At 65.5% G+C, this 26,934-nt stretch carries 17 protein-coding genes, 3 rRNA genes and 1 riboswitch; of the genes, 13 read left to right on the top strand and 7 right to left on the bottom strand.

What is annotated here, in order from left to right:
- Positions 1-7 precede the first annotated feature (7 nt).
- From BJ970_RS03605 to BJ970_RS03590, 4 genes are all read left to right on the top strand, one after another.
- The gene (locus tag BJ970_RS03605) at positions 8-1,519 is read left to right on the top strand and encodes a PucR family transcriptional regulator (protein ID WP_184723691.1); all 1,512 of its coding nucleotides are present in this window, start codon (positions 8-10) and stop codon (positions 1,517-1,519) included.
- 396 nt (positions 1,520-1,915) lie between these two features.
- On the top strand, positions 1,916-3,133 hold the full coding sequence (locus BJ970_RS03600; protein ID WP_184723689.1) for a type III PLP-dependent enzyme: 1,218 nt from the start codon (positions 1,916-1,918) through the stop codon (positions 3,131-3,133).
- Between the two features lie 75 nt (positions 3,134-3,208).
- Positions 3,209-3,604: an adenosylmethionine decarboxylase gene (gene speD, locus BJ970_RS03595; RefSeq protein WP_184723686.1), complete on the top strand. Its 396-nt coding sequence runs from the start codon at positions 3,209-3,211 to the stop codon at positions 3,602-3,604.
- A 145-nt stretch (positions 3,605-3,749) separates the two neighbouring features.
- Positions 3,750-4,622, top strand: coding sequence for a spermidine synthase (locus BJ970_RS03590; protein ID WP_184723683.1), 873 nt, complete (start codon positions 3,750-3,752; stop codon positions 4,620-4,622).
- Between the two features lie 50 nt (positions 4,623-4,672).
- On the opposite strand, the gene BJ970_RS03585 is transcribed toward BJ970_RS03590, so the two are convergent.
- Entirely contained in the window at positions 4,673-5,746 is a 1,074-nt protein-coding gene (locus BJ970_RS03585; protein ID WP_184723680.1) for a hypothetical protein, read from the bottom strand.
- Positions 5,747-5,849: 103 nt separating this feature from the next.
- On the opposite strand from BJ970_RS03585, the gene rbsK reads away from it, so the two are divergent.
- Entirely contained in the window at positions 5,850-6,749 is a 900-nt protein-coding gene (gene rbsK / locus BJ970_RS03580) for a ribokinase (RefSeq protein WP_312864092.1), read from the top strand.
- Positions 6,750-6,863: 114 nt separating this feature from the next.
- On the opposite strand, the gene BJ970_RS03575 is transcribed toward rbsK, so the two are convergent.
- A complete protein-coding gene (locus BJ970_RS03575; protein ID WP_184723677.1) occupies positions 6,864-7,208 on the bottom strand; it encodes a histone-like nucleoid-structuring protein Lsr2 in 345 nt (114 codons plus the stop codon).
- Between the two features lie 362 nt (positions 7,209-7,570).
- Here BJ970_RS03575 and BJ970_RS03570 point away from each other — a divergent pair, with 362 nt between their 5' ends.
- The 6 genes from BJ970_RS03570 to ilvD all read left to right on the top strand — a co-directional run bounded on the left by BJ970_RS03570 (position 7,571) and on the right by ilvD (position 16,384).
- Positions 7,571-8,020 (top strand): histone-like nucleoid-structuring protein Lsr2, encoded by a 450-nt coding sequence (locus BJ970_RS03570; protein WP_184723674.1) that lies wholly within the window; start codon positions 7,571-7,573, stop codon positions 8,018-8,020.
- A 455-nt stretch (positions 8,021-8,475) separates the two neighbouring features.
- Entirely contained in the window at positions 8,476-8,673 is a 198-nt protein-coding gene (locus BJ970_RS03565) for a hypothetical protein (protein WP_184723671.1), read from the top strand.
- 825 nt (positions 8,674-9,498) lie between these two features.
- Positions 9,499-11,020: ribosomal RNA gene (locus tag BJ970_RS03560) — 16S ribosomal RNA — on the top strand.
- 213 nt (positions 11,021-11,233) lie between these two features.
- A 23S ribosomal RNA gene (locus BJ970_RS03555) occupies positions 11,234-14,307 on the top strand.
- A gap of 129 nt (positions 14,308-14,436) precedes the next feature.
- A 5S ribosomal RNA gene (gene rrf, locus BJ970_RS03550) occupies positions 14,437-14,553 on the top strand.
- The 16S, 23S and 5S rRNA genes sit together here, the layout of an rRNA operon.
- A gap of 130 nt (positions 14,554-14,683) precedes the next feature.
- Positions 14,684-16,384, top strand: coding sequence for a dihydroxy-acid dehydratase (gene ilvD / locus BJ970_RS03545; RefSeq protein ID WP_312864091.1), 1,701 nt, complete (start codon positions 14,684-14,686; stop codon positions 16,382-16,384).
- A 99-nt stretch (positions 16,385-16,483) separates the two neighbouring features.
- Here the strand turns inward: ilvD and BJ970_RS03540 are convergent, their stop codons facing one another.
- The gene (locus tag BJ970_RS03540; RefSeq protein WP_184723668.1) at positions 16,484-17,560 is read right to left on the bottom strand and encodes a ribonucleotide-diphosphate reductase subunit beta; all 1,077 of its coding nucleotides are present in this window, start codon (positions 17,558-17,560) and stop codon (positions 16,484-16,486) included.
- Positions 17,561-17,634: 74 nt separating this feature from the next.
- A complete protein-coding gene (locus tag BJ970_RS03535; RefSeq protein ID WP_312864090.1) occupies positions 17,635-20,019 on the bottom strand; it encodes a ribonucleoside-diphosphate reductase subunit alpha in 2,385 nt (794 codons plus the stop codon).
- A 114-nt stretch (positions 20,020-20,133) separates the two neighbouring features.
- Positions 20,134-20,348, bottom strand: a riboswitch (cobalamin riboswitch).
- A gap of 117 nt (positions 20,349-20,465) precedes the next feature.
- Between BJ970_RS03535 and BJ970_RS03530 the strand changes: the two genes are divergently transcribed.
- Entirely contained in the window at positions 20,466-22,829 is a 2,364-nt protein-coding gene (locus BJ970_RS03530; protein WP_184723665.1) for a glycoside hydrolase family 3 protein, read from the top strand.
- Positions 22,830-22,857: 28 nt separating this feature from the next.
- On the opposite strand, the gene BJ970_RS03525 is transcribed toward BJ970_RS03530, so the two are convergent.
- Complete coding sequence (locus BJ970_RS03525) at positions 22,858-23,799, bottom strand: ABC transporter substrate-binding protein (protein ID WP_184723662.1); 942 nt, start codon at positions 23,797-23,799, stop codon at positions 22,858-22,860.
- 135 nt (positions 23,800-23,934) lie between these two features.
- Between BJ970_RS03525 and BJ970_RS03520 the strand changes: the two genes are divergently transcribed.
- Entirely contained in the window at positions 23,935-24,582 is a 648-nt protein-coding gene (locus BJ970_RS03520) for an alpha-ketoglutarate-dependent dioxygenase AlkB family protein (protein WP_184723659.1), read from the top strand.
- 80 nt (positions 24,583-24,662) lie between these two features.
- On the opposite strand, the gene BJ970_RS03515 is transcribed toward BJ970_RS03520, so the two are convergent.
- Positions 24,663-25,241 carry a DUF5134 domain-containing protein gene (locus tag BJ970_RS03515; RefSeq protein ID WP_246471129.1) on the bottom strand — a complete coding sequence of 193 codons (579 nt, stop codon included), beginning with the start codon at positions 25,239-25,241 and terminating at the stop codon, positions 24,663-24,665.
- Between the two features lie 1,408 nt (positions 25,242-26,649).
- On the bottom strand, positions 26,650-26,904 hold the full coding sequence (locus tag BJ970_RS03510) for a GntR family transcriptional regulator (RefSeq protein ID WP_184723653.1): 255 nt from the start codon (positions 26,902-26,904) through the stop codon (positions 26,650-26,652).
- Positions 26,905-26,934 lie beyond the last annotated feature (30 nt).

Genomic DNA, 26,934 nt, shown 5'->3' with positions numbered 1-26,934 from the left:
TGCGCGGGTGCTGCTAGGCGATCTCCTTTCCGATCCGGAGCTCGGATTGGTGCTGCTCAACGGCGCGGAGCAGATGGACCGGCCGGTCCGCGGCGTCTACATCACCGACCTGCTCGATCCCCGGCGCTACCTGCACGGCGGCGAGCTGGTGCTCAGCGGCCTGATGTGGCGCAACGACCCCGGCGACTCGGAGAGGTTCGTCACCGCGCTGGCCGCCGCCGGGGTGGTGGGCCTGGCCGCGGGCACGGCGCGGCTCGGCCACACACCGCCCGACCTCGTCGAGGCATGCCGCCGGCACCGCCTGCCGGCCTTCGAGGTGCCGCTGGCGGTCAGCTTCAACACCCTCGCCGACCGCATCCAGCGCCGGTCCGCGCCGCGTCGGGAGCTGGTCTCGGCCGTCGCCTCCGGTGCCGACCTGGACCGGGTGCTGCGGATGGCCGCCGACGAGCTCGGCACGGACTGCTGGGTGCTCTCCGCAGCAGGGTGGATCGTCGGCGGTACCGCCGAGCTACCGGACCCGATCCGCTGCGCGGCGCTGCGCGAGTTCGCGACCGGCCGACTGCCGCGCGCCTTGCCGCCCGAACAGCCCGACGCATATCTGCTGTGGCCGGTGGAGGCCGACACCGTGCCGCATGTCGCGGGCTGGTTCGTGTTGGCGCGGGGCGATCTGGCCGGCTGGGACGAGGAGAAAGAGGCCATCGCCACGGATTTGGGCACCGTCGTGGCGTTGGTGCGGGCGCGAGTCGACGAGGCCCGCCGGATCGCGGGCCGGTCGGTGGAGGCCGCGCTGCGGCGGCTGCTAGACGGCACCTCGACCCCGGCCGAGGTCGCGGCCCGGCTGGAGACCGCCGGGCTGCCGACCAACGAGCCGCTGCGGGCGGTCGCGCTCAGTATCGGCGACCCGGCCGAATCGACGACGCTGCTGCGCGAGATCGCCGCGGCCACCGGCATGGCCTCGGTCACCGCGCCGCTCGGCGACGGAGCCACGGCTTTGTTCGTCGACGACAAAGCCCACCTGGCGGAGCTGGACGTTCGGCTGCGCCGCCTGGTCGCCGAAACTGAACCGGGCCTCGGTGAGCGGCGGCTGGCGGTCGGCGTCAGCGACGTCAGCCCGGCAACCGCGCTGCGGGGAGCGCTTGAGGAGGCTGGATACGCGCGACGGCTCGCGCAGCGCCGCCGGGGGCGCGCAGAGGTCGTCACGGCGACGGAGCTGGCCTCGCACGAGGTGCTGCTCGCTTCGACGCCGGACGAGCTGCGCCGTTCCTACCGGCAGCGGCTGCTCGCCGAGCTGATCGCCTACGACTCGGCGCACAACTCGGATCTGGTGCGCACTCTGCGTGTTTTCCTCGACTGCTCGGGCTCGTGGTCGCGCTGTGCGAAGCGACTCCACGTGCACGTCAACACGCTGCGCTACCGGATCGGGCGGATCGAGGAGATCACCGGGCGCAATCTCACCGAGTTCCCGTCCCGAGTGGACTTCTACCTCGCCCTGGAACTCGACCGCGAACCCGCCGACTAGCGCCGCCGTCACGAACTGGGCAAGCGAATCGCTCCGGCGCGTTTTTCCAGGCCAGCCGCCCTGGTACTGCCGATCGCCGGCGCACTCGCGCGTGCTGACCAGGCGATACGTCCACCTGTGCCAGGCCGATTCCCCGGCATCGGAACCCGGTGGCCCGTTGCGCGGTGCCGAATACGCGATGTTGGAAGTCGATCACGCAACGCGACAAGGGGCCCGCACGTTCGTGGGTGTGCTCACAATCGGCCCCGCTGTCCGGGGTAAGCGGTGGGCACAGTTCGAAATCTGCAAGCAGGCGCGGTACTGTGCTTGGTCGCGGTTACGCGCTAAAGGGGCCCGCCCGTTTTGGGAACTCCCCAGGGAACCCCACCCCCACCACCCGAGACGGAGGTACCGGGATTGACCGATCTGTCCGCCACCACCGGTGTGACGGACCGCCCGAGCGGCACCGCGCAGCAAGCCGGATCCGCCGCGCCGGACCCGATTCTGCAGTTCCTCGACCGGCAGCGTCCCGAAACTCCCTGCCTGGTCATGGATCTGGCGCAGGTTCGCAACCGCTACCGGCAGTTGCGAACCGCCCTACCGGACGCCCGGATCTGCTACGCGGTCAAGGCCAATCCCACTCCCGAAGTGGTCGGTGAACTCGTCGGCCTGGGAGCCTCCTTCGACGTCGCCAGCCCCGGCGAGATCGACCTGTGCCTGGCCAAGGGCGCCGCGCCGGAGTCGATCTCCTACGGCAATACCATCAAGAAGCGCCGGGACATCGCCCGCGCCTACGAGCAGGGCGTCCGGCTGTTCGTCACCGACAGCGCCGCGGACCTGACCAACATCGCCGAGGTCGCGCCGGGCTCGCAGGTGTTCTGCCGGGTCCTGGTGGACAACAAGGGATCCCGCACCCCATTCGGCCGCAAGTTCGGTTGCCCGCCGGAGACGGCCGCCCCACTGCTGCGGCGTGCGCGGGAGCTCGGCCTCGACGCCTACGGCGTGTCGTTCCACATTGGATCGCAGCAGCTGGAACCCGGCGCATGGGAGCACGGAATCGGCGCCGCACGGCGGGTTTTCGAGGACTGCGCCGCGCACGGAGTGCCACTGCGGATGGTGAACCTGGGCGGCGGATTGCCCGCCGGCTACACGGAATCCGCACCGCCGCTGGCCGACTACGTGCGCCGCATTGAGGAATCGCTGGACCACAACTTCGGTGCCCGGCGGCCGGAACTGCTCATCGAGCCGGGGCGCTTCATCGTCGGCGACGCGGGCGTGCTGCGCAGCGAGGTCGTGCTCGTAAGCGACTCGTGCGACGGTGAACGCAGCTGGGTCTACCTGGACATCGGCCGCTACAACGGGCTGGCCGAGACGGAAGGTGAGGCCATCACCTACCGGCTGCGCACCTCGCGCGACGGCGACCCGCTCGGCCCGGTCGTGCTCGCCGGGCCGACCTGCGACGGCGACGACGTGCTCTATCAGCGCACCCGGTACGAGCTGCCGCGAACGCTGCGCGGCGGCGACTGGGTCGACCTGCTCAGCGCCGGTGCGTACACCGCCAGCTATTCATCCGTGGGTTTCAACGGATTCAATCCGCTGCCCACATACTGCGTCGATGGCGACCAACGGTCGTGATCGCCTCGGCCTGCAAGCCGACACCGACAGTGCTTTCCGCACTGGAATTTCTGCGAATTGATGGGAGGTCGATAGATGTCCGTTGACACCGGGACGCCGCCGGTTGGGTTGTTCACCGGCCAGCATGTCCTCGCCGAGCTGGAGGGCGTTGATCCGGAACTGCTAGATGACGAGCAGTTCCTGCGGGAGACCTTGCACAACGCGTTGAGCCAGTCGCACGCCACCGTGTGCCAGATGATCGCCAAGCGGTTCGAGCCGCAAGGTGTCACCGTGTTGGCGTTGCTGTCGGAGTCCCACGCTTCGCTGCACACTTACCCGGAGGACGGCTCGATCTTCATCGATGTCTTCACCTGCGGACACACCGCCCAGCCGGAGCGCGCGGTGCAGCTGCTCGCCGAGGCGCTGAAGCCGGCGTCGGAGCACGTCCAGACCATTCACCGCGGCCGGGACTACGCCGAACTGGTCTCGTGACCTTGCCGAAGACTGTCGGTAGCTCGTTGTGCGTGGGTGTCCATTCGGCGGAACGCGGGTGGTCATCTTGCGCGCGTGGCGTTGAGCGGCTATGCCGCTCGAAGAACATGCCCTACCGGGCAACGCGAATCAAGGAGGAGCACCGTTGATCGAACTCGACGGGCACCGGTGGATCAAGGAACCGATGGGCGAGGACCTGCAGCGCCTGTGGCGGGTTGACGAGGTGCTGTGGGAGGGCGACACCGCCTACCAGCACGTGGTCATCGCCCGCACCGGGCAGGGCGTCTCGCTGTTCTGCGACGACGACCGGCAGAGCACCGAGTTCTCCCAGTTGGTCTACCACGAGGCGATGATGGTGCCGGCGTTCCTGCTCGCCGAGCGGGTCGAGCGGGTGCTGATCATCGGCTCCAGCGAGGGCGTGGCCAGCCAGATGTCCGTGGCCGCCGGCGCCAGCCGGGTCGACCACGTCGACATCGACGAGCAGTGCGTGCGCGTCTGTGCCGAGCACCTGCCGTACGGCTACAGCACCGAGGAACTCGCCCGCGTCGAGCAGGGTGACGGGCCGATCAAGCTGCACTACGCCGACGGCTGGGGCTTCCTCGACCATGCGCCGCCGGAGGGCTACGACATCGTGGTCGTCGACCTGCCCGACGAGCGGCCCGACGACGCCGATGGCCAGCACAACCGGCTGTACGGCTTGGAGTTCATCCAGCGCTGCCAGGCGGTGCTCGCGGCCGGTGGCGTGGTCGCCTTCCAGGCGGGCTGCCCGACCGTGTGGCGCAACGAGACGCTGATCCGCGCCTACAACCGGTTCCGGTCGGTGTTCGACACGGTCGCCTACTTCGGCTCCGATGAGCACGAGTGGGCGTTCCTGTTCGGTCGGGTCGAGCAGATCGACGACCCGACCAACGTGATGCTGGAGGCTTTCTCCAAGTCCGCCTACCGGCCGCAGACGATCGACGAAGCCAGCCTCATCGGCTGCACCGTCCCCCCGTACTCCGTCCGTAATCAGGATTAATGGGCGATTTCAAGGGAAATCAGCGCGGTGATTTCCCTTGAAATCATCGCCTACAGCGAGCCGAGGTAGGGGTGGCGCGCGGGGTTCCCGTCGCGGGGGGTGAACCACTGGTCGAAGGCCAGGCCCCGCGCGCGCAGCTCGGTCTCGAGCTTGGTCACCTGCTCCGCCACCTCCGGCTCGGCCTCGCCAGCCAGCGGCAGGTCCACCTCGTAAAGCTCGTCGTGGTCGACGCCGCCGAAGGCCCGCCCGGCGAACCCGGCGAACACCGACTCGCTGGCCTCCCAGGTCATCAACTCGGCAGCCTCCAGCACCACTCGCGCCTCGTTGATGACCAGCCGCAACGCGAGCGCCTCCGCCACCGTGCGCGGCGGCGTCCAGGTCGACTCGGTCAACCGAACCGCGACCGCCGCCGCGGACAGCACGAACGCGCGGGCGAAGAACGCGTCGTAGCGGTGGTCATAGCACGGCGGAAGCTCCTCCAGCACCAGCAGCCCGACCGCGTCGGCGACCGTCGCGTTGTTCACCGCCAGCGCCAGCTCGTCGTAGAAGATCTCGTCGGTGACCACCCGCACCGCGTGGATCAGCGCCCCGGCGCACACGACTTGATCGTCCTGCTCGGCGCCGAAGGCGCTCGCCTCGAACGCCCGTAGCTGCGGCGCCAGGTCGGTCAGCCGGGCCCGCCAGTGCTCGACGTCCATCGCGGGTTCCGCCGAGGTCTCCAATGCTTCCTCGACCGCGGCTTCCAGGGCATCGTCCGCGCTCACCTCGCCGGCTGCGGCCAGCCGCTGGTTGAACTCGTCCTCGGTGATCCGCACCTCCGAGTGCGCCACCGACCAGCCACTGAGCACCTCGGTCTCGCCGATCAGCTCGTCGAGCACTGAGGCGGCGGCGTCCTCGGCGGCCAGCAGCGATGGCGCGTCGAGCGCGAGCACCACGTTGGCGCCGGTCAGGTGCACCGTGATGCGGTAGTCCAGGACGTCGATGTCGGCGTCCCCCGGGCCGGAGACCCCTTCCACCAGCGCGAGGTGGCGGTCCAGCACGGCCGCGATCCCTTCCTGCTGCAGCGCGTCGAGCTCCACTACCTTGGTCGGCGGTTCGAGCTCCGCTGTCACCGCATAGTCCACCGCGTCTCGCCCTCTCCTCGACGGTTGGTCGGCATCGTACGTCGTCCGACAGGCCAGGACCCGTCAAGCTCTCGGGCCCCCCTCATCGGCCATGATGAACCACGTGACAACGACTGTGGCCGTATTCGGCAGCTGCAACATGGACCTGGTCGCCTACGTCGAGACCGCGCCCAAGCAGGGCGAGACTGTGCCGGGGCGGGAGTTCCACACGGTGCCCGGCGGCAAGGGCGCCAACCAGGCGATCGCTGCGGCCAAGGCGGGCGCGGCAGTGCGGATGATCGGGGCGGTCGGCGAGGATCCCTTCGGCACCCAGATCCGCGAAACCCTGCAGAAGTCTACTGTGGACGTTTCGGGATTGCGGGTGGTGCCGAGACGCAGCGGGACGGCGCACATCGTCGTAGACGCCGAGGGCGGGAACTCCATCGTCGTGGTGCCGGGCGCCAACGCAACGGTGGACGGACTTGTCGAAGGCGATGAGGACTTGATCGCCGGAGCGCGGAGTTTGCTGCTGCAGCTGGAGATTCCGTTCTCCGGGGTGGCTGCGGCCGCGGCGGCGGGACGTCGCAATGGAGTGCGGGTGGTGCTCACTCCGGCGCCGGCGGTGCCGCTGTCTGCGGACATCCTTTCAAATGTGGATCTGTTGGTGCCCAACGAACACGAGGCGGCGATCCTGGCGGGCGACGCCGACCCGCGCCGCGCGCTGGCCGCGCTACTCCAACTGGTTCCCGAGGTGGTGATCACCCTCGGTGCTCGCGGCTCGCTGTACGGCAACCGCGACGGCGCCCGCGTGGAGGTGCCCAGCTTCCCCGTCGACGCCGTGGACACGACGGCCGCGGGCGACACCTTCGTGGGCGTCCTCAGCACGGCACTCGGCGAGGGCGCCGAGGTGCCCGAGGCACTTCGGCTCGCCTCCGCCGGCGCGGCGGTGTCCGTGCAGCGCAACGGCGCCAGCAGCTCGATGCCCACCCGCCAGGAAATCATCGACTTCGTGGCGACCAGATAAGAGATACACCGCGTCAATTACCGCTTGTTCGCGGCCGCTACGAGGAGTCATTGCGCGAGTTTCACGGGCGGCCGGATTTGCCGCCAGTTCGAACCGGCCGCCCGTGCCGCGCAATCACTCAGCGTTGTCGTAAGCCTCGACGACCTCGGCCGGAATGCGGCCCCGATCGGAAACCTGCATCCCCTGATTCCGGGCCCATTCCCGAATGGCCTGGTTGCGTTCGCGGTCGGCAGCGGTCGGCGTCGCCGAGGCCTTGCCGGGCTTGCTGGCGGCGCGCTTGCGGCCACCGGTCTTCCGCGCGCTGGCCACGAAAGACGCCAGCGAGTCCCGGAGTTTGGCCGCATTTTCGGCGGACAGGTCAATTGTGTAGTTCACCCCGTCCAAGGCGAACTCGACGGTGCTGTCGGCTGGTGTGCCGTCGACGTCGTCGACGAGCTGGACAGTGACTTTCTGCGCCACGGTAACCCTCGATTCCGGCTCGATTCCCGTTGTTCTCCGCACGGCCGGTGCGGCGAAGAGCGAGCGAACAATAAACGATCGTCGTAAGAATGTTCCACCCGCCGCCGGAAAGTTCTGCGATGTGCGCTGGATTACTTTCTTGGATTGGCCCGCATCGGTTACAGTCCGTTGGCGGCCCCGATGGTCAGCGGGGCGGGGAGACACGTAACCCACCCGGCGGTTATCGGCCGGTCGCCGAGCTGTTCTATGGTTGAGCACGAGACAACGGCGGTGCCGCGTGCTAGAACGTGGCGAGGGCTCGCAGTAGTCTTACCTGCAAGTGTCGCGGATCGAGGCGGGGCACGTTCCCGAGACAGGTGATCATGGCCGAGCGGATTCAGGTCGAACTCGTCGATGACATCGACGGGTCGCCAGCCAACCACACCGTCACCTTCGCGCTGGATGGCGCGACGTATGAAATCGATCTGAACGACGCGCATGCTCAACAGCTGCGGGCCGTCCTCGATCGCTACGTCAAGGCGGCGCGCGCCCCGAAGCCGGAGCCGGCGCGCAGCACCCGCCAGCAAGAGCGTGCAGAGGAACAGGCCCGGCAGGCCAACAAGCAGCTCACCGAGCAGATCCGGGGCGCCGCGCAGCGCACCCGCGAGCACCTCAGCAAGAAGGCCGCCGACCGGCCCGAGCCGGAATCGGTCAAACAGCCTGAACCCGCCGAGGAGACGCTGTTCGACACTTCCCCTGCCGAGGAGCAGAAGCAGGACGCCGCGCGCGTCCCGGCGGTCTCGATGCCCCAGTTCTCCTCCGCCGTCGACTGAAGGCGGCTCCGCCGCATTGTTCGACGCCGAGCCTGCGCCGAACGCGTGATATTTTCCCGATTGGCGGCCCCTCGGGTTCGCTCGCGTTCCGAACGCGTTTCCGGTAGACAGCGGTCTTGTCCCCGCGGCCGTCGCCTCGGCCGTGTAACACCGTCATTGTTTTCCGGTTGATGCCGCAAATGATCACGCATACGGAGCAACGTCGTCCGTTCCGGTTCGCCGAAGCGGTTCGGTACCCGACAGTGCCGGACGACAACTTCCGGATGACCAAAACTGCGCCCTGGCGAGTCCGACAATTCCTTTGAGGGCTTTCCCGCCCCTGAGTGCCGATCCTGGTGCGGGACAACGGGATCGTGCTGCTCGATCAACCTAAACTGCTGCGCTACGACAATTGGGCGAGATCGTCTTGCCGGGGCCATCACGGGTAAGCACGCGGCGACTCGCAGCGCGGGTACATGCAATGGTTCCAGGCGGTGCCGGTGTGGGCCTCGGTGCGCCAGTGCGAGCGGACGCTCTCCGCTGAGGAATACGAACCAGCACCGAGTCCGTTGGAGGAGCTGGGTGCGGCGGGGTTCAGTTCAGTCTGCAGCGCGGTGCCGGCGGGCACGGCCGCGCTGGCCGGGCTTGGGGCGCGAGGACTTCGTCGGCTCTAGCTTCGTCCCTTCGGCCCTCTCCGCCAGGGCGGCGGCGAACTCGGGCGGGGCGCTGGGACCCCAGTTCCGGTCTTCCGGGTCCATCAGAGTCTTTCGCAGCTCGGTATAGATCGGTGTCGAGTCCACTGCAACCCCCGTTCCGCCGGACGACCTGCCGGTCGCCCCGGAGGCTACCTGCGCACTCCGGATGAATCTTGGTGGCGAAGCAGGACCACACGAACGTGCCCCCTCGATCGGGGCGGCGAGCCGTGGTCGCGGCGCCATTCCCCGGAAGACGCTTCAAGATCCCCTCTGAACTGGTGTTTTGTGGTTTAAGGGGGGGTGGTGTTCGGGGGTGTTTCGGGGGTGTGTAAATTTATCCAGGTCAGCGCGACACGGGCCGGGAAAACCGGGCCGGGGCTGACGCGGGGTCGCGAACCACACTTTCACAAGTGAGTGTTAGGGTGGGTGAGCCCGAAAAGGCTAGGACTTGATAAAGCGAAACGCTTACCCGTGTTGATAACTGAAGACATCGGTGGTTTCCGGTTCGGTGACGAATTCGGGTGGGAACGGAAAGTGAGCCCCCCCGGTTTGACAGTGGAAATCGCGATGGTCTACAGTGGGAAACACGAAAGCGCGAAAGGAAATGCTCCCCGGAGCTGCGGGTCCCTGGAATGGGGGTCTGGGTGATGGTGTGGGTGTGTTCTTTGAGAACTCAACAGCGGACTGTTTTGGTTAGTGTTCTTTTATGCCCCCGACCACATGGTTGTGTGGTTGGTGGTTTCTTTGAGTATGGCGCTCGCCTTTTGTGGGTTTGAGTGTCTGCTGGGATTGTTTCAACAGGCATTGTTGGAGAGTTTGATCCTGGCTCAGGACGAACGCTGGCGGCGTGCTTAACACATGCAAGTCGAACGCTGAAGCACTTTCGGGTGTGGATGAGTGGCGAACGGGTGAGTAACACGTGGGTAATCTGCCCTGCACTCTGGGATAAGCCTTGGAAACGGGGTCTAATACCGGATATGACATTGGATCGCATGGTCTGGTGTGGAAAGTTCCGGCGGTGCAGGATGAGCCCGCGGCCTATCAGCTTGTTGGTGGGGTGATGGCCTACCAAGGCGACGACGGGTAGCCGGCCTGAGAGGGTGACCGGCCACACTGGGACTGAGACACGGCCCAGACTCCTACGGGAGGCAGCAGTGGGGAATCTTGCGCAATGGGCGAAAGCCTGACGCAGCAACGCCGCGTGGGGGATGACGGCCTTCGGGTTGTAAACCTCTTTCGACATCGACGAAGCCTTCGGGTGACGGTAGGTGTAGAAGAAGCACCGGCTAACTACGTGCCAGCAGCCGCGGTAATACGTAGGGTGCGAGCGTTGTCCGGATTTATTGGGCGTAAAGAGCTCGTAGGCGGTTTGTCGCGTCGGCCGTGAAAACCTGCAGCTTAACTGTGGGCTTGCGGTCGATACGGGCAGACTTGAGTTCGGTAGGGGAGACTGGAATTCCTGGTGTAGCGGTGAAATGCGCAGATATCAGGAGGAACACCGGTGGCGAAGGCGGGTCTCTGGGCCGATACTGACGCTGAGGAGCGAAAGCGTGGGGAGCGAACAGGATTAGATACCCTGGTAGTCCACGCCGTAAACGTTGGGCGCTAGGTGTGGGGATGGGTTCCACTGTTTCCGTGCCGTAGCTAACGCATTAAGCGCCCCGCCTGGGGAGTACGGCCGCAAGGCTAAAACTCAAAGGAATTGACGGGGGCCCGCACAAGCGGCGGAGCATGTGGATTAATTCGATGCAACGCGAAGAACCTTACCTGGGTTTGACATGCACTAGATGGCCTCAGAGATGGGGTTTCCCTTGTGGTTGGTGTACAGGTGGTGCATGGCTGTCGTCAGCTCGTGTCGTGAGATGTTGGGTTAAGTCCCGCAACGAGCGCAACCCTTGCCCTATGTTGCCAGCGGGTTATGCCGGGGACTCGTGGGGGACTGCCGGGGTCAACTCGGAGGAAGGTGGGGATGACGTCAAGTCATCATGCCCCTTATGCCCAGGGCTTCACACATGCTACAATGGCTGGTACAGAGGGTGGCGATATCGTGAGGTGGAGCGAATCCCTTAAAGCCGGTCTCAGTTCGGATCGGGGTCTGCAACTCGACCCCGTGAAGTCGGAGTCGCTAGTAATCGCAGATCAGCAGTGCTGCGGTGAATACGTTCCCGGGCCTTGTACACACCGCCCGTCACGTCATGAAAGTCGGTAACACCCGAAGCCCATGGCCTAACCTTTGTGGGGGGAGTGGTCGAAGGTGGGACTGGCGATTGGGACGAAGTCGTAACAAGGTAGCCGTACCGGAAGGTGCGGCTGGATCACCTCCTTTCTAAGGAGCAATAACACTCTGACTCCTGTGGGGTTGGGAGTGTCCATGGTTTGGAAGCGAATGTTTTCCGCTGTGGGTGCTCGATGGATTGTGGAACACACTAACGTCAACAAGACAGTTCGCTGTTGGGTGTCTGAGGGAGCACATTGTGTGTGTTTTCTTGTGTGTTTGGTTGTTGTTTGAGAACTGTATAGTGGGTGCGAGCATCTTTGTGGCCAAGTTGTGTAGGGCACATGGTGGATGCCTTGGTACCAGGGGCCGATGAAGGACGTGGGAGACTGCGATAGTCCTCGGGGAGTTGTCAACCGAGCTGTGATCCGAGGGTGTCCGAATGGGGTAACCCAGCCCGGGTGATGTCGGGTTACCAATGCCTGAATGTATAGGGTGTTGGGGGGAACGCGGGGAAGTGAAACATCTTAGTACCCGTAGGAAGAGAAAACACTGGTGATTCCGTGAGTAGTGGCGAGCGAAAGCGGAGGAGGCTAAACCGTGCGCGTGGGATACCTGGTAGGGGTTGCGTGTGCGGGGTTGTGGGACGCTGCTGGAAGACGCTACCGAGTCTTCAGCGTTGTTGTGTGGGTTAGTCGAATGGTTTGGGATAGCCGGCCGTAGTGGGTGAGAGTCCCGTAGGCGAAAATCTGCATGGCGCGTGTGGTGGTGTTCCCGAGTAGCAGCGCTTTCGTGGAGGGTGTTGTGAATCTGGCGGGACCACTCGCTAAGCCTAAATACCCCCTGGTGACCGATAGTGGATAGTACCGTGAGGGAATGGTGAAAAGTACCCCGGGAGGGGAGTGAAAGAGTTCCTGAAACCGTGTGCCTGCAAACCGTCAGAGCCTTCGGGTGATGGCGTGCCTTTTGAAGAATGAGCCTGCGAGTTACTGCTGCGTGGCGAGGTTAACCTGTGTGTGGGGTAGCCGGAGCGAAAGCGAGTCTGAAGAGGGCGTTTTAGTCGCGTGGTGTAGACCCGAAGCGGGGTGATCTACCCATGGCCAGGGTGAAGCGCGGGTAAGACCGTGTGGAGGCCCGAACCCACCAGGGTTGAAAACCTGGGGGATGAGTTGTGGGTAGGGGTGAAAGGCCAATCAAACTCCGTGATAGCTGGTTCTCCCCGAAATGCATTTAGGTGCAGCGTTGCGTGGTTGCTTGGGTGGGGTAGAGCACTGGTTGGTTGATGGGCCTTCGCGGGTTACTGAGATCAGCCAAACTCCGAATACGCCTGAGTTGAGCGTGGCAGTGAGACGGCGGGGGAGAAGCTTCGTCGTCGAGAGGGAAACAGCCCAGAGCATCGGCTAAGGCCCCTAAGTGTGCGCTTAGTGGGAAAGGATGTGGGATCGCTGAGACAACCAGGAGGTTGGCTTAGAAGCAGCCATCCTTGAAAGAGTGCGTAATAGCTCACTGGTCAAGTGGTCCTGCGCCGACAATGTAGCGGGGCTGAAGCGCACCGCCGAAGCCATGCCAACTGTGTGGTGACATATGGTTGGGTAGGGGAGCGTCCTGCATGCGGTGAAGCGCCGGCGTGAGCCAGGTGTGGAGTGTGTGGGAGTGAGAATGCAGGCATGAGTAGCGAGTGCAGAGTGAGAATCTCTGCCGCCGGATGACTAAGGGTTCCTGGGGAAGGTTCGTCCGCCCAGGGTGAGTCGGGGCCTAAGGCGAGGCCGACAGGCGTAGTCGATGGATAACGGGTTGATATTCCCGTACCCGTGTTGATGCGTCCATAGCGAATCCTTTGATACTAACCATCCTGGTGTGTGTTGATCCTTTGGGTGATGTGCATGCTGGCATGGGGCCTGATGGGGTAGTAGTTAAGTGATGGGGTGACGCAGGAGGGTAGCTCTGCCAGTGAGTGGTTGTACTGGTGTAAGCCTGTAGCCCGGTGTGTAGGTAAATCCGCATGCCATGAGGGGTGAGGGGTGATGCGTAGCCGTGGTGGTGAAGTGAGTGATCCCATGCTGTCGAGAAAAGCCTCTAGCGAGTGTCTTCACGGCCCGTACCCGAAACCGACACAGGTGGTCAGGTAGAGTATACCGAGGCGGTCGGGTGAACTGTGGTTAAGGAATTCGGCAAATTGCCCCCGTAACTTTGGGAGAAGGGGGGCCGCTGCTGGTGAACGCCCTTGCGGTGGGAGCTGGTGGTGGTCGCAGAGGCCAGGGAGAAGCGACTGTTTACTAAAAACACAGGTCCATGCGAAGCCGTAAGGCGATGTATATGGACTGACGCCTGCCCGGTGCTGGAACGTTAAGAGGACCCGTGAACCTGTAAGGGTGTAGCGGAGAATTTAAGCGCCAGTAAACGGCGGTGGTAACTATAACCATCCTAAGGTAGCGAAATTCCTTGTCGGGTAAGTTCCGACCTGCACGAATGGCGTAACGACTTCTCCGCTGTCTCGACCACAGGCCCGGTGAAATTGCAGTACGAGTAAAGATGCTCGTTTCGCGCGGCAGGACGGAAAGACCCCGGGACCTTTACTATAGCTTGGTATTGGTGTTTGGTTCGGCTTGTGTAGGATAGGTGGGAGACTGTGAAGCCATGACGCTAGTTGTGGTGGAGTCGTTGGTGAAATACCACTCTGGTCGTTCCGGGCATCTAACTCGGGTCCGTGATCCGGATCGGGGACAGTGCCTGGTGGGTAGTTTAACTGGGGCGGTTGCCTCCTAAAGGGTAACGGAGGCGCCCAAAGGTTCCCTCAGCCTGGTTGGCAATCAGGTGTTGAGTGTAAGTGTATAAGGGAGCTTGACTGTGAGACTGACGGGTCGAGCAGGTGCGAAAGCAGGGACTAGTGATCCGGCACTGGCTGGTGGAAGCGGTGTCGCTCAACGGATAAAAGGTACCCCGGGGATAACAGGCTGATCTTGCCCAAGAGTCCATATCGACGGCATGGTTTGGCACCTCGATGTCGGCTCGTCGCATCCTGGGGCTGGAGTTGGTCCCAAGGGTTGGGCTGTTCGCCCATTAAAGCGGCACGCGAGCTGGGTTTAGAACGTCGTGAGACAGTTCGGTCCCTATCCGCCGCGCGCGTAGGAGACTTGCGGAAGGCTGTCCCTAGTACGAGAGGACCGGGACGGACGTACCTCTGGTGTGCCAGTCGTTCTGCCAAGGGCGTGGCTGGTTGGCTATGTGCGGGAGGGATAACCGCTGAAAGCATCTAAGCGGGAAGCCTGTTCCTAGATGAGGTCTCCCACCCCTTTGTGGGTTAAGGCCCCCGAGAGATGATCGGGTTGACAGGCCAGGTGTGGAAGCGCGGTAACGTGTGGAGCTGACTGGTGCTGATAGGCCGAGGACTTGTTCACAAAGATTGCTACGCACCCACTATACGGTGTCTGAGACAACAATCAGACACTTGGTAATCGAAGATGGTTTTGTGTCATTGATTCTGGCACCCGAGTTTTCCCGCTGCTTGTGGTGGTGGGGTGTGGGTTGTCGGTGGCGATGGCGGGGAGGGTCCGCCCGGTCCCATTCCGAACCCGGTAGCTAAGCTCCCCAGCGCTGATGGTACTGCACTCGACAGGGTGTGGGAGAGTAAGACACCGCCGACACACAACTAAGAGAAGGGTCCCTTTTCTTCCGATTGCGGAAGGAAAGGGACCCTTTTCGTATTGCGCCTGCAACGTTGTGGAGCCGCCGCTCGGCAAGCGGCGCAGGTGTGACGCGCCCTACAGTCGGGGTGTGGACGATGCCAAGCTCACCATTGACCAGCGCACGCTGAAGCCTCGTAGTAGCGAGGTCACCGAAGGAATGGAAAGGGCCGCGGCGCGCGGGATGCTGCGCGCCGTCGGCATGCAAGACGACGACTTCGCGAAGCCGCAAATCGGCGTGGCTTCCTCCTGGAACGAGATCACCCCGTGCAACCTCTCCTTGCAGCGCCTGGCGCAAGCCGCGAAGGAAGGCGTGCACGCGGCCGGCGGCTACCCGATGGAGTTCGGCACCATCTCGGTCTCCGACGGCATCTCGATGGGCCACGTTGGCATGCACTACTCCCTGGTGTCCCGGGAGATCATCGCCGACTCCGTCGAGACCGTGATGGAGGCCGAACGGATGGACGGCTCGGTGTTGCTGGCGGGTTGCGACAAGAGCCTGCCGGGCATGCTGATGGCGGCGGCCCGACTCGACCTGGCCTCGGTGTTCGTCTACGCCGGTTCGATCTTGCCGGGGCGCGTGGATGACCGCGAAGTCACCATCATCGATGCCTTCGAAGCGGTCGGGGCCTGCGCACGCGGCCTGATCACGCGCGCCGAGGTGGACCGCATCGAGCGTGCGATCTGCCCCGGGGAGGGTGCCTGCGGCGGGATGTACACCGCGAACACCATGGCCTGCGCGGCCGAGGCGCTGGGGATGTCGGTGCCGGGGTCGGCAAGCCCGCCGTCCGTGGATCGGCGGCGCGATGCGGGTGCCCGCGAAGCGGGCCGGGCGGTGGTCGGCATGCTGGCGCGGCAGCTGACCGCTCGCCAGATCCTGACCAAGGAGGCGTTCGAGAACGCGATCGCCGTCACGATGGCTTTCGGTGGGTCAACGAATGCGGTGCTGCACCTGCTAGCCATCGCGCGGGAGGCCGAGGTCGACCTGAGGCTGGACGACTTCAATCGGATCGGCGACAGAGTGCCGCACCTGGCCGACGTCAAGCCGTTCGGCCGGTACGTGATGCCCGCGGTGGACCGGATCGGCGGCGTACCAGTGGTGATGAAGGCCCTGCTCGCCGCGGGCCTGCTGCACGGCGACTGCATGACGGTGACCGGTCGGACCGTTGCGGAAAACCTAGCCGAACTCGATCCGCCGGAGCTGGACGGTGAGGTGCTGCACCAGCTGTCGAACCCAATCCACCCCACCGGTGGGCTCACCATCTTGCGGGGCTCGCTGGCGCCGGACGGTGCGGTGGTCAAGAGCGCGGGCTTCGACTCGGCGAGTTTCGACGGCACGGCACGCGTTTTCGACGGCGAGCAGGGCGCGATGGATGCGGTGGAGAACGACACGCTGAAGCCAGGTGATGTGGTCATCATCCGCTACGAGGGACCGCGCGGTGGGCCGGGCATGCGGGAGATGCTCGCCGTCACGGGGGCGATCAAAGGTGCCGGCCTAGGCAAGGACGTTTTGCTGGTCACGGACGGCAGGTTCTCCGGCGGCACCACGGGATTGTGCATCGGCCACGTGGCGCCGGAGGCGACCGACGGTGGGCCGATCGCGCTGGTGCAGGACGGCGACCCGATCCGGCTCGACCTCGCCAACCGCACCCTGGACCTGCTCGTCGACGACGCGGAACTCCTGCGGCGTCGCGAGAACTGGTCGCCACCGGCACCGCGTCTCCGCAAGGGTGTGCTCGGCAAGTACGCGAAACTGGTTGGCTCCGCCGCCGAAGGCGCGGTCTGTTCGTGATCAAAGGGTAAGGAACAGCGTGACCTGGACGGGAGGATCCGCGGGCGGGCGCGGGGTGGGAGTGCGCGCCCGCCCGCGGAAGTCAGGTCGTGATGCGGGTCAGTCCCACTGGAGCGAGGCGCCGGACTGGTATTCGATGACTCGGGTTTCGAAGAAGTTCTTCTCCTTCTTCAGGTCCATGGCTTCCGACATCCAGGGGAACGGGTTGTCGGTCTCCGGGAACACCGGTTCCAGGCCGAGCTGGGCGCAGCGCCGGTTGGTGATGAAGTGCATGTACTGCGCGCAGAGTTCGGCGTTGATGCCGAGCAGGCCGCGGGGCATGGTGTCGCGCCCGTAGGCGATCTCCAGTTCGCAGGCTTCGGTGAGCATGCGGCGGATCTCGGCCTGGAATTCCGGGGTCCACAGGTGCGGGTTCTCGATCTTGATCTGGTTGATGCAGTCGATGCCGAAGTTCAGGTGGATCGACTCGTCACGCAGGATGTACTGGTACTGCTCGGCGATGCCGACCATCTTGTTCCGCCGGCCCAGCGCCAGGATCTGCGCGAACCCGGTGTAGAACCACATGCCCTCGAAGATCACATAGAAGGCGACCAGATCGCGCAGGAAGGCCTGGTCGGCCTCGGTGCTGCCGGTGGCGAAATCGGGATCTTCCAGGCTTTGGGTGTACTGCAGGGCCCAGGCGTCCTTGTCGGAGATCGACGGGATCTCCCGGTACATGTTGAAAAGTTCGCCCTCGTCGAGGCCGAGACTCTCACAGATGTACTGGAAGGTGTGCGTGTGCACGGCTTCCTCGAACGCCTGCCGCAGCAGGTACTGGCGGCATTCCGGGTTGGTGATGTGCCGGTAGACGGCGAGCACAATGTTATTGGCCACCAAGGATTCCGCGGTCGCGAAGAATCCGAGGTTGCGCTTGAGCAGCAGACGCTCGTCGTCGCTGAGGCCGTCGGTGGACTTCCACAACGCGATGTCGGCCTGCATCGAGATCTCGGTGGGCATCCAGTGGTTGTTGCAGCCCGCGAGGTACTTCTCCCACGCCCAGCCGTACTTCAGCGGGAGCAGCTGGTTGACGTCGGCGCGGGCGTTGATCATCGCCTTGTCGCTGACGTCGACGCGCCCGGCGGCGCGGTCGATCTCGCCGAGTCCGGCGCCGGAGGAGGGTGTTTGCGGTGAGGTCATGCCGTTGATGCTCCTGGAGGGAAAGTCGCCGCGGTTGTGGAGATGTGATGGGGTGCTCGGGCCGCTGGTCGCCGTTATTGGCAGGCCTCGCAGTCCGGGTCCTCGACCGAACAGGCCACCGCCGCCTCCGTCGGGACCGCGTTGAGCTTGCCGTCGGTGCCGCGCAGGGTGCTCTTCTCCACGTGCGTCGCGCTGGTGGAGCGCAGGTAGTACGTGGTCTTGAGACCCTTGCGCCAGGCGAGCCGGTAGAGCTCGTCGAGTAGCCGGCCGCTGGGGTGCGACACGTAGAGGTTCAGCGACTGCGCCTGGTCGATCCACTTCTGGCGACGCGCCGCCGCCTCGACCAGCCAGTGCGGTTCGACCTCGAACGCCGTCGCGTACAGGGCCTTGAGCTCGGCGGGAACCCGGTCGATCGCGGCCAGGCTGCCGTCGAAGAACTTCAGGTCGGCGACCATCGCGGAGTCCCAGAGGCCCGCCCGCTTGAGGTCCGCGACCAGGTGCGGGTTGACCACGGTGAAGTCCCCGGACATGTTCGCCTTGACGTACAGGTTGCGGTAGACCGGCTCGATGGACTGGTTGACCCCGCAGATGTTGGAGATCGTGGCGGTCGGTGCGATGGCCATCACGTTGGAGTTCCGCATGCCGTCCCGCCGGACCCGCTCCCGCAACGCCTTCCAGTCCATAGTGGACGTTCGGTCCAGGTCGACGTCACCATCGCGGGCGTCGGCGAGCAGCTCCAGCGAATCGATGGGCAGGATTCCCCGGCTCCACAGCGACCCGTCGAAGGACTCGTACCGGCCTCGCTCGGCCGCCAGCCGGCTGGACGCGGCGATGGCGTGGTAGCTGATCTGCTCCATGCTGCGGTCGGCGAACTCGACCGCGGCCGGCGAAGACGCCGGGATGCGCTGGGCGAACAGCGCATCCGCAAAGCCCATCAGTCCGAGCCCGATCGGCCGGTGCCGCAGGTTGGAGCGACGTGCCTCGGGAATCGTGTAAAAGTTGATGTCGATCACATTGTCGAGCATCCGCACGGCGGTACGCGTGGTGCGCTCCAGCCGCTCGGTGTCGATGCCCTCGGCGGTGACATGCCGCGCCAGGTTGATCGACCCGAGGTTGCACACGGCGACCTCGTCGGCGCTGGTGTTCAGCGTGATCTCGGTGCACAGGTTGGAGGAGTGCACGACCCCGCTGTGCTGCTGCGGCGAGCGCAGGTTGCACGGGTCCTTGAAGGTGATCCACGGGTGACCGGTCTCGAACAGCATGGTCAGCATCCGCCGCCACAGCTCCACCGCGCGCACCCGCCGGAACACCCGGACCTCGCCTCGGTCGGCGGCCTGCTCGTAGGCGCGGTAGCGGTCGGCGAACGCTTGGCCGTACAGGTCATGCAGGTCGGGGGTCTCGTCCGGAGAGAACAGCGTCCACTGCTCGTCGGCCTCGACGCGGCGCAGGAACTCGTCGGGCACCCAGTTCGCGGTGTTCATGTCGTGGGTGCGGCGGCGCTCGTCCCCGGTGTTCTTGCGCAGGTCAAGGAACTCCTCGACATCGATATGCCAGGTCTCCAGATACGCGCACACCGCTCCCTTGCGCCGACCGCCCTGGTTCACCGCCACCGCGGTGTCATTGGCGATCTTCAAAAACGGCACCACGCCCTGGGACTTGCCGTTGGTGCCGTTGATGTGCGCGCCGATACCGCGCACCGGTGTCCAGTCGTTGCCCAGCCCACCGGCGTACTTCGACAGCAGCGCGTTGTTGCTGATCGAGTGGAAGATCCCGGACAAATTGTCGTCCACAGTGGTCAGAAAGCAGGACGACAACTGCGGCCGGGTCGTACCGGAATTGAACAGGGTCGGCGTCGAGCACATGAAGTCAAACGACGACAACAGGTGGTAAAACTCGATCGCCCTGGCCTCGCGGTCGTCTTCACGCAGCGCCAGCCCCATCGCGACCCGCATGAAAAACGCCTGCGGCAACTCGAACCGGGTGCCGTCGTGGTGCAGGAAGTAGCGGTCGTACAGGGTCTGCAGGCCGAGGAAACCGAAGGTCAGGTCGCGTTCGGGCACCAGCGCGCGGCCCAGTCGGGCAACGTCGAAGGTGCCCAGCTCCGGGTCGAGCCGGGCCAGTTCGATGCCGCGGCGCACGTAGTCGGCGAAATACTCCGGGTAGCGGTCGCGCATTTCCTCTTGGTCGGCCTCCTGCGGTTCGCCCAGGAAGCTCAGTGCTTCGCGGCGCATCCGGTCCAGCAAGAGCCGGGCGGTGACCTGCGAATAGTTCGGTTCGGTCTCGATCAGGGTGCGCGCCGCCATGATCTGGGCCAGCGACAGCTCGTCGTCGCTGATACCGGCGTAGCCGGTGCGACGTACCTCGTCGAGCACGGCTTCCGCCGAAACGCCGGGCAGCCCGGCGCAGGCCTGGTGGACCACAGTGGACACACGGGTCCAGTCGTTGAGTGTCGCCGTCACGGGCTCTCTCCCTCGCGAGCTCGGCGGACCACGACGGCGCACGAGGAGACCACGGCGGCACGAAACCGCTGGTCGTCCGCGTGGACCCGCCCTCGAGGTCCCGGACAGCACGCTTTCTCGCGTGCACCGGCGGCAGGTCTTCGGACTCACGGGCGGCCTACTGGTCGTGGCTTCCCGGGCTTCTTGCCCAGTGCCTTAACCCGCTACCGTTCGGCAGCCGGGTCACGACGGTCGTTCCCGTTCACCGCTGCGGGGCAGTCCCGGATTCGCACCGGGTTCCCTCTTGCCTCACCGGACGCTTCCGGTGAACCACCAGCGAGCGACACACTACATGTTGGGTTTGGATGTGACGTGCATGGGCAGATAACGGCGTGTCGCGGTCTTGGTCGACAGCGCGGGCGAGGTAGCAGAGACTGGGCGGCCGGAGCCGGGCGAAAGGGGTACCAGTGGACGAGGCGAAGCTGCGGTCGTTGGTCTCGCGGCTGACTGTGGCGGATAAGGCAAGGTTGCTCACGGGGGCGGACTTATGGACCCTGCACCCGATGCCCCAGATCGGACTGCGGTCGCTGGTGCTCTCCGACGGGCCGAATGGGGTGCGCGGCACGGCCTGGGACGAGCGCGACCCGTCGCTGTTGTTGCCGGTGGCGTCCGCGCTGGCCGCGACGTGGGACCGGGCGTCGGCACGCATCATGGGAGAGCTGTTCGGCGACGAGGCGCGCCGCCGGGGCGTGCACGTGGTGCTGGCACCGACGGTCAACGTGCACCGAAGTCCCTTTGGCGGACGGCATTTCGAGAACTTGTCGGAGGATCCGCTGCTGATCGCCGAGATCGGGGCCGAGATCGTCGCGGGTATTCAGTCGCGCGGGGTGGCCGCGACCCCGAAGCACTACGTAGCCAACGACAGCGAAACCGAGCGGCTCAGTTACGACGCCGTGATCGACGATCAGACGTTGCGAGAGGTCTACCTCAAACCGTTCGAGCGGGTCATCGCGAAGGCTTCGCCGTGGGCGCTGATGGCCGCCTACAACTCGGTGAACGGCCACACGATGACCGAGAATTCCGTGCTGGTCAACGACATCCTCAAGGGTGAGTGGGCGTGGGACGGCATGCTCGTGTCGGACTGGTTCGCCACCCGATCGGTCGAGGCGGCGGCCCTCGGCGGCCTCGACCTGGCCATGCCCGGCCCGAAAAGCCCGTGGAGCGACGGGAAACTCGCGACGGCCGTGGAGCAGGGCAAGGTTTCCGAGAGGGTCCTCGACGACAAGGTGCTGCGGGTGTTGCGGCTGGCGGCACGCGTCGGCGCCTTCGCGGACTCGAAACCCGGAGACGGCCCGTCGGAGCAGGCCAGGCCGGTCATCCGGGTGCTGGCGGCGCGGGGATTCGTGCTGCTTCGCAACGAAGTGGTGGGCGACGCGCCGCTGCTGCCGATCGACCCGAAGGTTGCCAAGGTCGCCGTGATCGGCGAGAACGCCACCATTCCCGCGGTACAGGGCGGTGGATCGTCGCACGTTAGCCCGCCGCACGTGGTGACGCCGCTGGACGGATTGCGGGCCGCGTTGCCCGGGACGGACGTGGTGTACCAGCGCGGTGTCCGGCACCGCCGGCTGCTCGACGTGATCCCGCGAGCCGAGATCACCGATCCGGTCGGCGAAGGGGCGGGCTTTCGGGTCGAGTACCTGGACGGCTCCGGCGAGGTCCTCGACAGCGAGCTGCGCGGCACCGACCGGCTGCTGTGGCTCGGGGGCCTGCCTTCCGGGGCGAAATCGTTGCGGATGCGAGGAAAGCTTCAAATCGACGTTGGGGAGCACGTGTTCGGGGTCAACGGCACCGGGCACTTCCGCGTCGAGATCTCCGGTCGGGAGGTGCTGGCTGCGGACGTGACGCGCGCCGACAGCGTCGACGATCCCATGGGGGACATGCTGGAACCGCCGGAACAGCGGTTCAACGTCATGCTCGTGGAGTCGGACCTGGACGCCTCGGGGCAGGCCGCGCTGACCGTGGAGTTCTCCCCGCAGGGCTCCTCCGGGCCCGTGGGCGTCGGGATCGGCCACCGCGCGTCGGAGTGGGACCACGCGACCGAACTCGCCGCCGCACTGGCGATCGCCCGGGACGCCGACGTCGCGGTGGTCGTGGTCGGCACCAACGACGAAGTCGAGACCGAGGGCCGGGATCGCACCTCGCTTGACCTGCCGGGCGCCCAGGACGAGCTGATCCGCGAGGTGGTGGCGGCGAACCCGAACACCGTCGTGGTAGTCAACGCGGGGTCACCGGTGCTCATGCCCTGGGCGGCCGACGTGCCTGCGGTGCTGTGGACCTGGTTCGGCAGCCAGGAGTACGGGGACGCGCTGGCCGACGTGTTGCTGGGCCGGCTCGAACCCGGCGGCCGACTGCCCACCACCTTCCCGGCTGAGCTCGCCGACGTGCCGGTCCCGCTGCCCGGCGTGCAGCCGCTGGACGGCGAACTCCACTACGCCGAGGGAACTTCGGTGGGCTACCGCGCGTATGAGGAGCGGGGCGTGGCCCCAGCGTTCCACTTTGGACATGGGATTGGGTATACGAGCTGGGACTATGTCGAGGCGGTCGCCGAAGGCGAGGCCGTGCGGGTGAAGCTGCGCAACACCGGCGCCCGAGCGGGACGCGAGGTCGTGCAGGTGTACCGCACGGATCCGCTCCGGCTGGCGGGGTTCGCCGTCGCCGTGGCCGAGGCGGGAGCCGAGGTGTCGGTGGTGGTCGACGTCGAGCCGGGCGGCGAGTTCGTGGTGGGGCGAAGCGTCGGTGATCTGCGGATCGGCGCAGCAAAAAGCCCGTGAGTCCGGCGGACTCACGGGCTCGTGCGGGTCACTGCTGCGCGACGGCCTTCTGCAGGTCGTCCAGGACCAGGTTGGCGGCGAGCGGGCCGAGGCCGAGGAACCAGGTGTCGTCGTGTACCTCGACGGCCTTGCCGTTCTTGACGACGCCGAGGGTCGTCCACTGCACTGAGTTGACCACGTCGGCCATCTGCTGCTTGGCGGTCTCGCCGTACGCGGCGTAGAAGAGCTGGTCGCCGTCGGCCTGGGAGATCTGCTCGCGGCTGATCTTGGCGAAGGTCTGGTCGGTCTGCTGGTTGTCGGGGCGGCCGAAGCCCGCGTCGGTCAGGATCGTGCCGATGAACGAACCCTTGCCGTACAGCCGGATGTCGCCGGGAATGAAGCGGAGCATGCTGATTTTGCGGGCGGCCGGGTCGCTGGTCTGCTTGCCGATCTCGGTGGCCCGCTGCTGATAGGCGTCCAGGATTTGCTGTGCCTGCGCCTTCTTGTCCAGCGCGTCGGCGTCGAGCAGGAAGTTCTGCTTCCAGGACTTGCCGACGCTCTGGGCGAACACGGTCGGTGCGATCTTGCTCAGCGCGTCGTAGTTCTGGTCGTCGCGGACCTTGTTGGACAGGATCAGGTCCGGCTTGAGCGCGGCGATCTTCTCCAGGTTGGGCGAGCCGATCGTGCCGACGATCTCGATGTTGCCGGCCTTCTCGGCCAGGTAGGGCTGCAGCGTCTTGTTGGCGTCCGGCAGCACGGTGCCGACCGGCTTGATCCCCAGTGCTAGCACCGCGTCGAGCTCACCGGTGTCGAGCACGACCACCCGCTGCGGGGCGCCGGTGATCTTGGTCTGGCCCTTGGCGTGCGTGACGATTCGCTCGCCGCCCTGAGGCGCGGCGGGCTGCTCGGAGGCCGACGTGCCGCACGCTGCGGCGCTACCGAGCGCGAGCACGGTGGTGACCGCCGCGAGCAGTCGACGGGGACGGAACATGATGCTCCTTACCTGTCCGATTGATTCCAAAAGTTTGGCAAGCCTAACCTGAACGGCGTAAGGAGACCAGCGTTGAGAGCGTTGTCACTGGAAGATCGTCCGCTCAGATGATCATCGCGTGGTAGGGGGGCGAACGTGGAGTCGTTGATCCCGCGTGAGCGGGCCGAGATAGCGCCGGGCGCGGTGCACATACCCGACTGGCTGGGACTCGACCGGCAGCGCGCATTGGTCACCGCCTGCCGCGAGTGGGCGCGTTCTCCGGCGGGCATGCGGTCCGCGCGGCTGCCCAGCGGCGGCGTGATGTCGGTGCGCACCGTGTGCCTAGGCTGGCACTGGTATCCGTATCGGTACTCGCGAACAGTCGACGACGGCGACGGCTCGCCGGTCACGCCGTTCCCGGACTGGCTCGGTGACCTCGGTCGGCAGGCGGTGGCCGACGCCTACGGCCGCCGCGCCGGGGACTACCGTCCGGATGTCGCGCTGGTCAACTTCTACGACGCTACCGCGCGGATGGGCATGCACCAGGATCGGGACGAGCAGAGCCGGGAACCCGTGGTGTCGCTGAGCCTCGGCGACACGTGTGTGTTCCGGTTCGGCAACATCGAGAACCGCAACCGGCCGTGGACGGACGTGGAGCTGTGCTCTGGGGACCTGTTCGTCTTCGGCGGCCCGTCTCGCCTGGCCTATCACGGTGTGCCGAAGACGCTGCCCGGAACCGGACCGGACATCGGCATGACCACCGGCCGCCTGAACATCACGCTGCGAGTGTCCGGAATGGACTGACGCGATTTCAATGGAAATCGGCAGGTCGATTTCCATTGAAATCGCTGGGATTTGAGCCCAGGGAGCTCGTCGGTGCGGTCTCAGAGCGTGGTCAGGAACATGTAGCCCATGCTCAGGGACAGGACCAGTTCGGTGGTGGCGGTCAGCCTGGGCGTGGCCGGGCGCAGCAGGTCGGTTCCGGCGAATCCGGCGCTGAGCAGGCAGTAGATCAGCAGGATCCAGGCCACCAGCGGGAATGCGAAGCCCGCGGGCTGGGCTTCGACGACCGCCAGCGCGTTGCCGTGCGAGTGCCCGGACGAATGCGCGGTGGATAACGACAACTGGTGCGACATGGGTTCGTGCGACCTGGTGGCGGCGAACATGTACGCCATCGCCAGCCCGCCCACCAGGTGGTGCAGGTAGGCCCGGGCAGGTCGGCGGCGCAGGGCCAGCATGCCCATCCACGCGGCGTTCGCGATGAACAGCGCCGCCCACGCTCCCGGCGGGAGCACCGGCGGCAGGAACATCGCGATCATCCCGATGCCCATCAAGGCGTGCGCGACGTCCGTGCTGCCGTCGGTGGGCTGGTTTTCCCGACGTTGCCTGCGGAGGAGCATCAGGCGGACGATGCAGGCCAGGGTCACCGCAGTGACCGCGACGGTCAGTACCCGGTCGATCATGTCCACCTTCAGCAACTCCTGGTGTCCGATCGGTGGCCCTTGGTGCTCGATTCTTCGCGAAGAGATGGCCCCGGTCTAGGCCCGCGCGCACTCCCGTTGTCCGGCCGGGAATCGCAGGCTCGGACGCCACCAACTGCCCCGATCGGCGCAATGACCGCTGTCTGACGACGTTCTGCCACCCCAGATTCCGTCACCGACGCCAAGTGCTGGGGCTACCTCCGATGACGGCTAAAGCCGCAAACAGTCCGAAGGACGCTATGCGCCACGACCGGCTGCGCAGGCCCGCAACACCCCAATCCCATGCCCACCACGAAAATCCGCACGGACAGCCACCCAGTCCCAGGGATGCGTTAGGGCACCACCGACTACTCAGGCCCGCAAGAAAGGATGTCAACCGCGTGAGTCCGCACGGACAGCCCCCCAGTCCCAGGGATGCGCTAGGGCACCACGACTACTCAGGCCCGGACGAAAGGATGCCGACCGCGTGAGTCCGCACGGACAGCCACCCAGTCCCAATGATGCGCTAGGGCACCACCGACTACTCAGGCCCGCAAGAAAGGATGTCGACAGCGTGAGTCCGCACGGGTAACCACCCAGTCCTACGGATGCGTTTCGGGCCCCAGCGACTGCGCAGGCCCGGAAGGGCCAAACGCAAGCCAACAACGAAAAGGCGCCCACCGCACCGTGGGGGGTGTGGGGGGGTTCGACCCCCCACAACAAAACCGAGAAAGTAAAAAAGCCGAAACGCCCCGCGTGAGCAGGGCACTCCGACTTTCGAGTGCGCCAACAGGGACTCGAACCCCGAACCCGCTGATTCTGGGGCAACGTTCGGCAGTATTTGACGTGGTTGCCCAATACCTATTGCCTTCTGTATGAATAGCGATTGCAAACGCTCGTTGGCTGGCATTGATAACGGTCGTTTGACATCATTAAGTGAGGGAAAAGTGTGGGCATTTCGTCTGCCGGATCCTGGTCGGGACCACAAGCGGGCAACCCCGTTCGGCGGGCGACCGGGCGCAGCCTACTGGAGTGGTAAGGCGACCAGCTCGGCGACGCGCCCAGCACCGTTCTTCGATGGCTCGCCCAGGCGACCCCGTGCGGTCAGGACCCTTGCGGCTGAAGATCTACGTCTGGCGGACCCTGCGGGGTCGCCTGCCTTCCGCTCGCGCCCGGACGATGCCGCCGACCCTTCCGCCCGCGCCCGGACGCCGGCCGCCGGAGCGGACCGAAGGGAGCATCCGGCGGTCCGGCTTGGCCGGGCTCGCATACAGCGGGTCGGCGGCCTCGGCCGGGCTTGCATACAGCAGGCAGGCGGCCCCGAAGGGGCCGCCCTTGATGAAGTAGAGAAAGTTTAGACACGCGTGGGCTGAGGCCGGACCGGGAGAATGCTGGGCACTGGCCGCTTACGTTATCGATTGTTCGCGACGAAGGTGCCCCGCCCATGAACGACCACAACCGCGCCACGCTCGGCAAGGTCCGCCACGGCGCGACGCACAGTGCCACGAGCCACGCCGTAGATCTCGGCTAGCTCCAGCTCGGTGGGCAAGCGCGATCCAGCTGACAAGGCTCCTGCTGCGATGTCAGCTTCGATGTCGGCGACCACTTGCGCCCACAGCGTTGCCGGGCCGTCGTGGTCAATCCTGCCTCGTCTGTCTTCCCACATGGCACCCACGATGGGTATCCGTTGACCTGC

It is taken from the genome of Saccharopolyspora phatthalungensis (assembly GCF_014203395.1).
GTDB classification, from domain to species: domain Bacteria; phylum Actinomycetota; class Actinomycetes; order Mycobacteriales; family Pseudonocardiaceae; genus Saccharopolyspora; species Saccharopolyspora phatthalungensis.
This window is presented reverse-complemented; position numbering and strand designations above follow the sequence as displayed.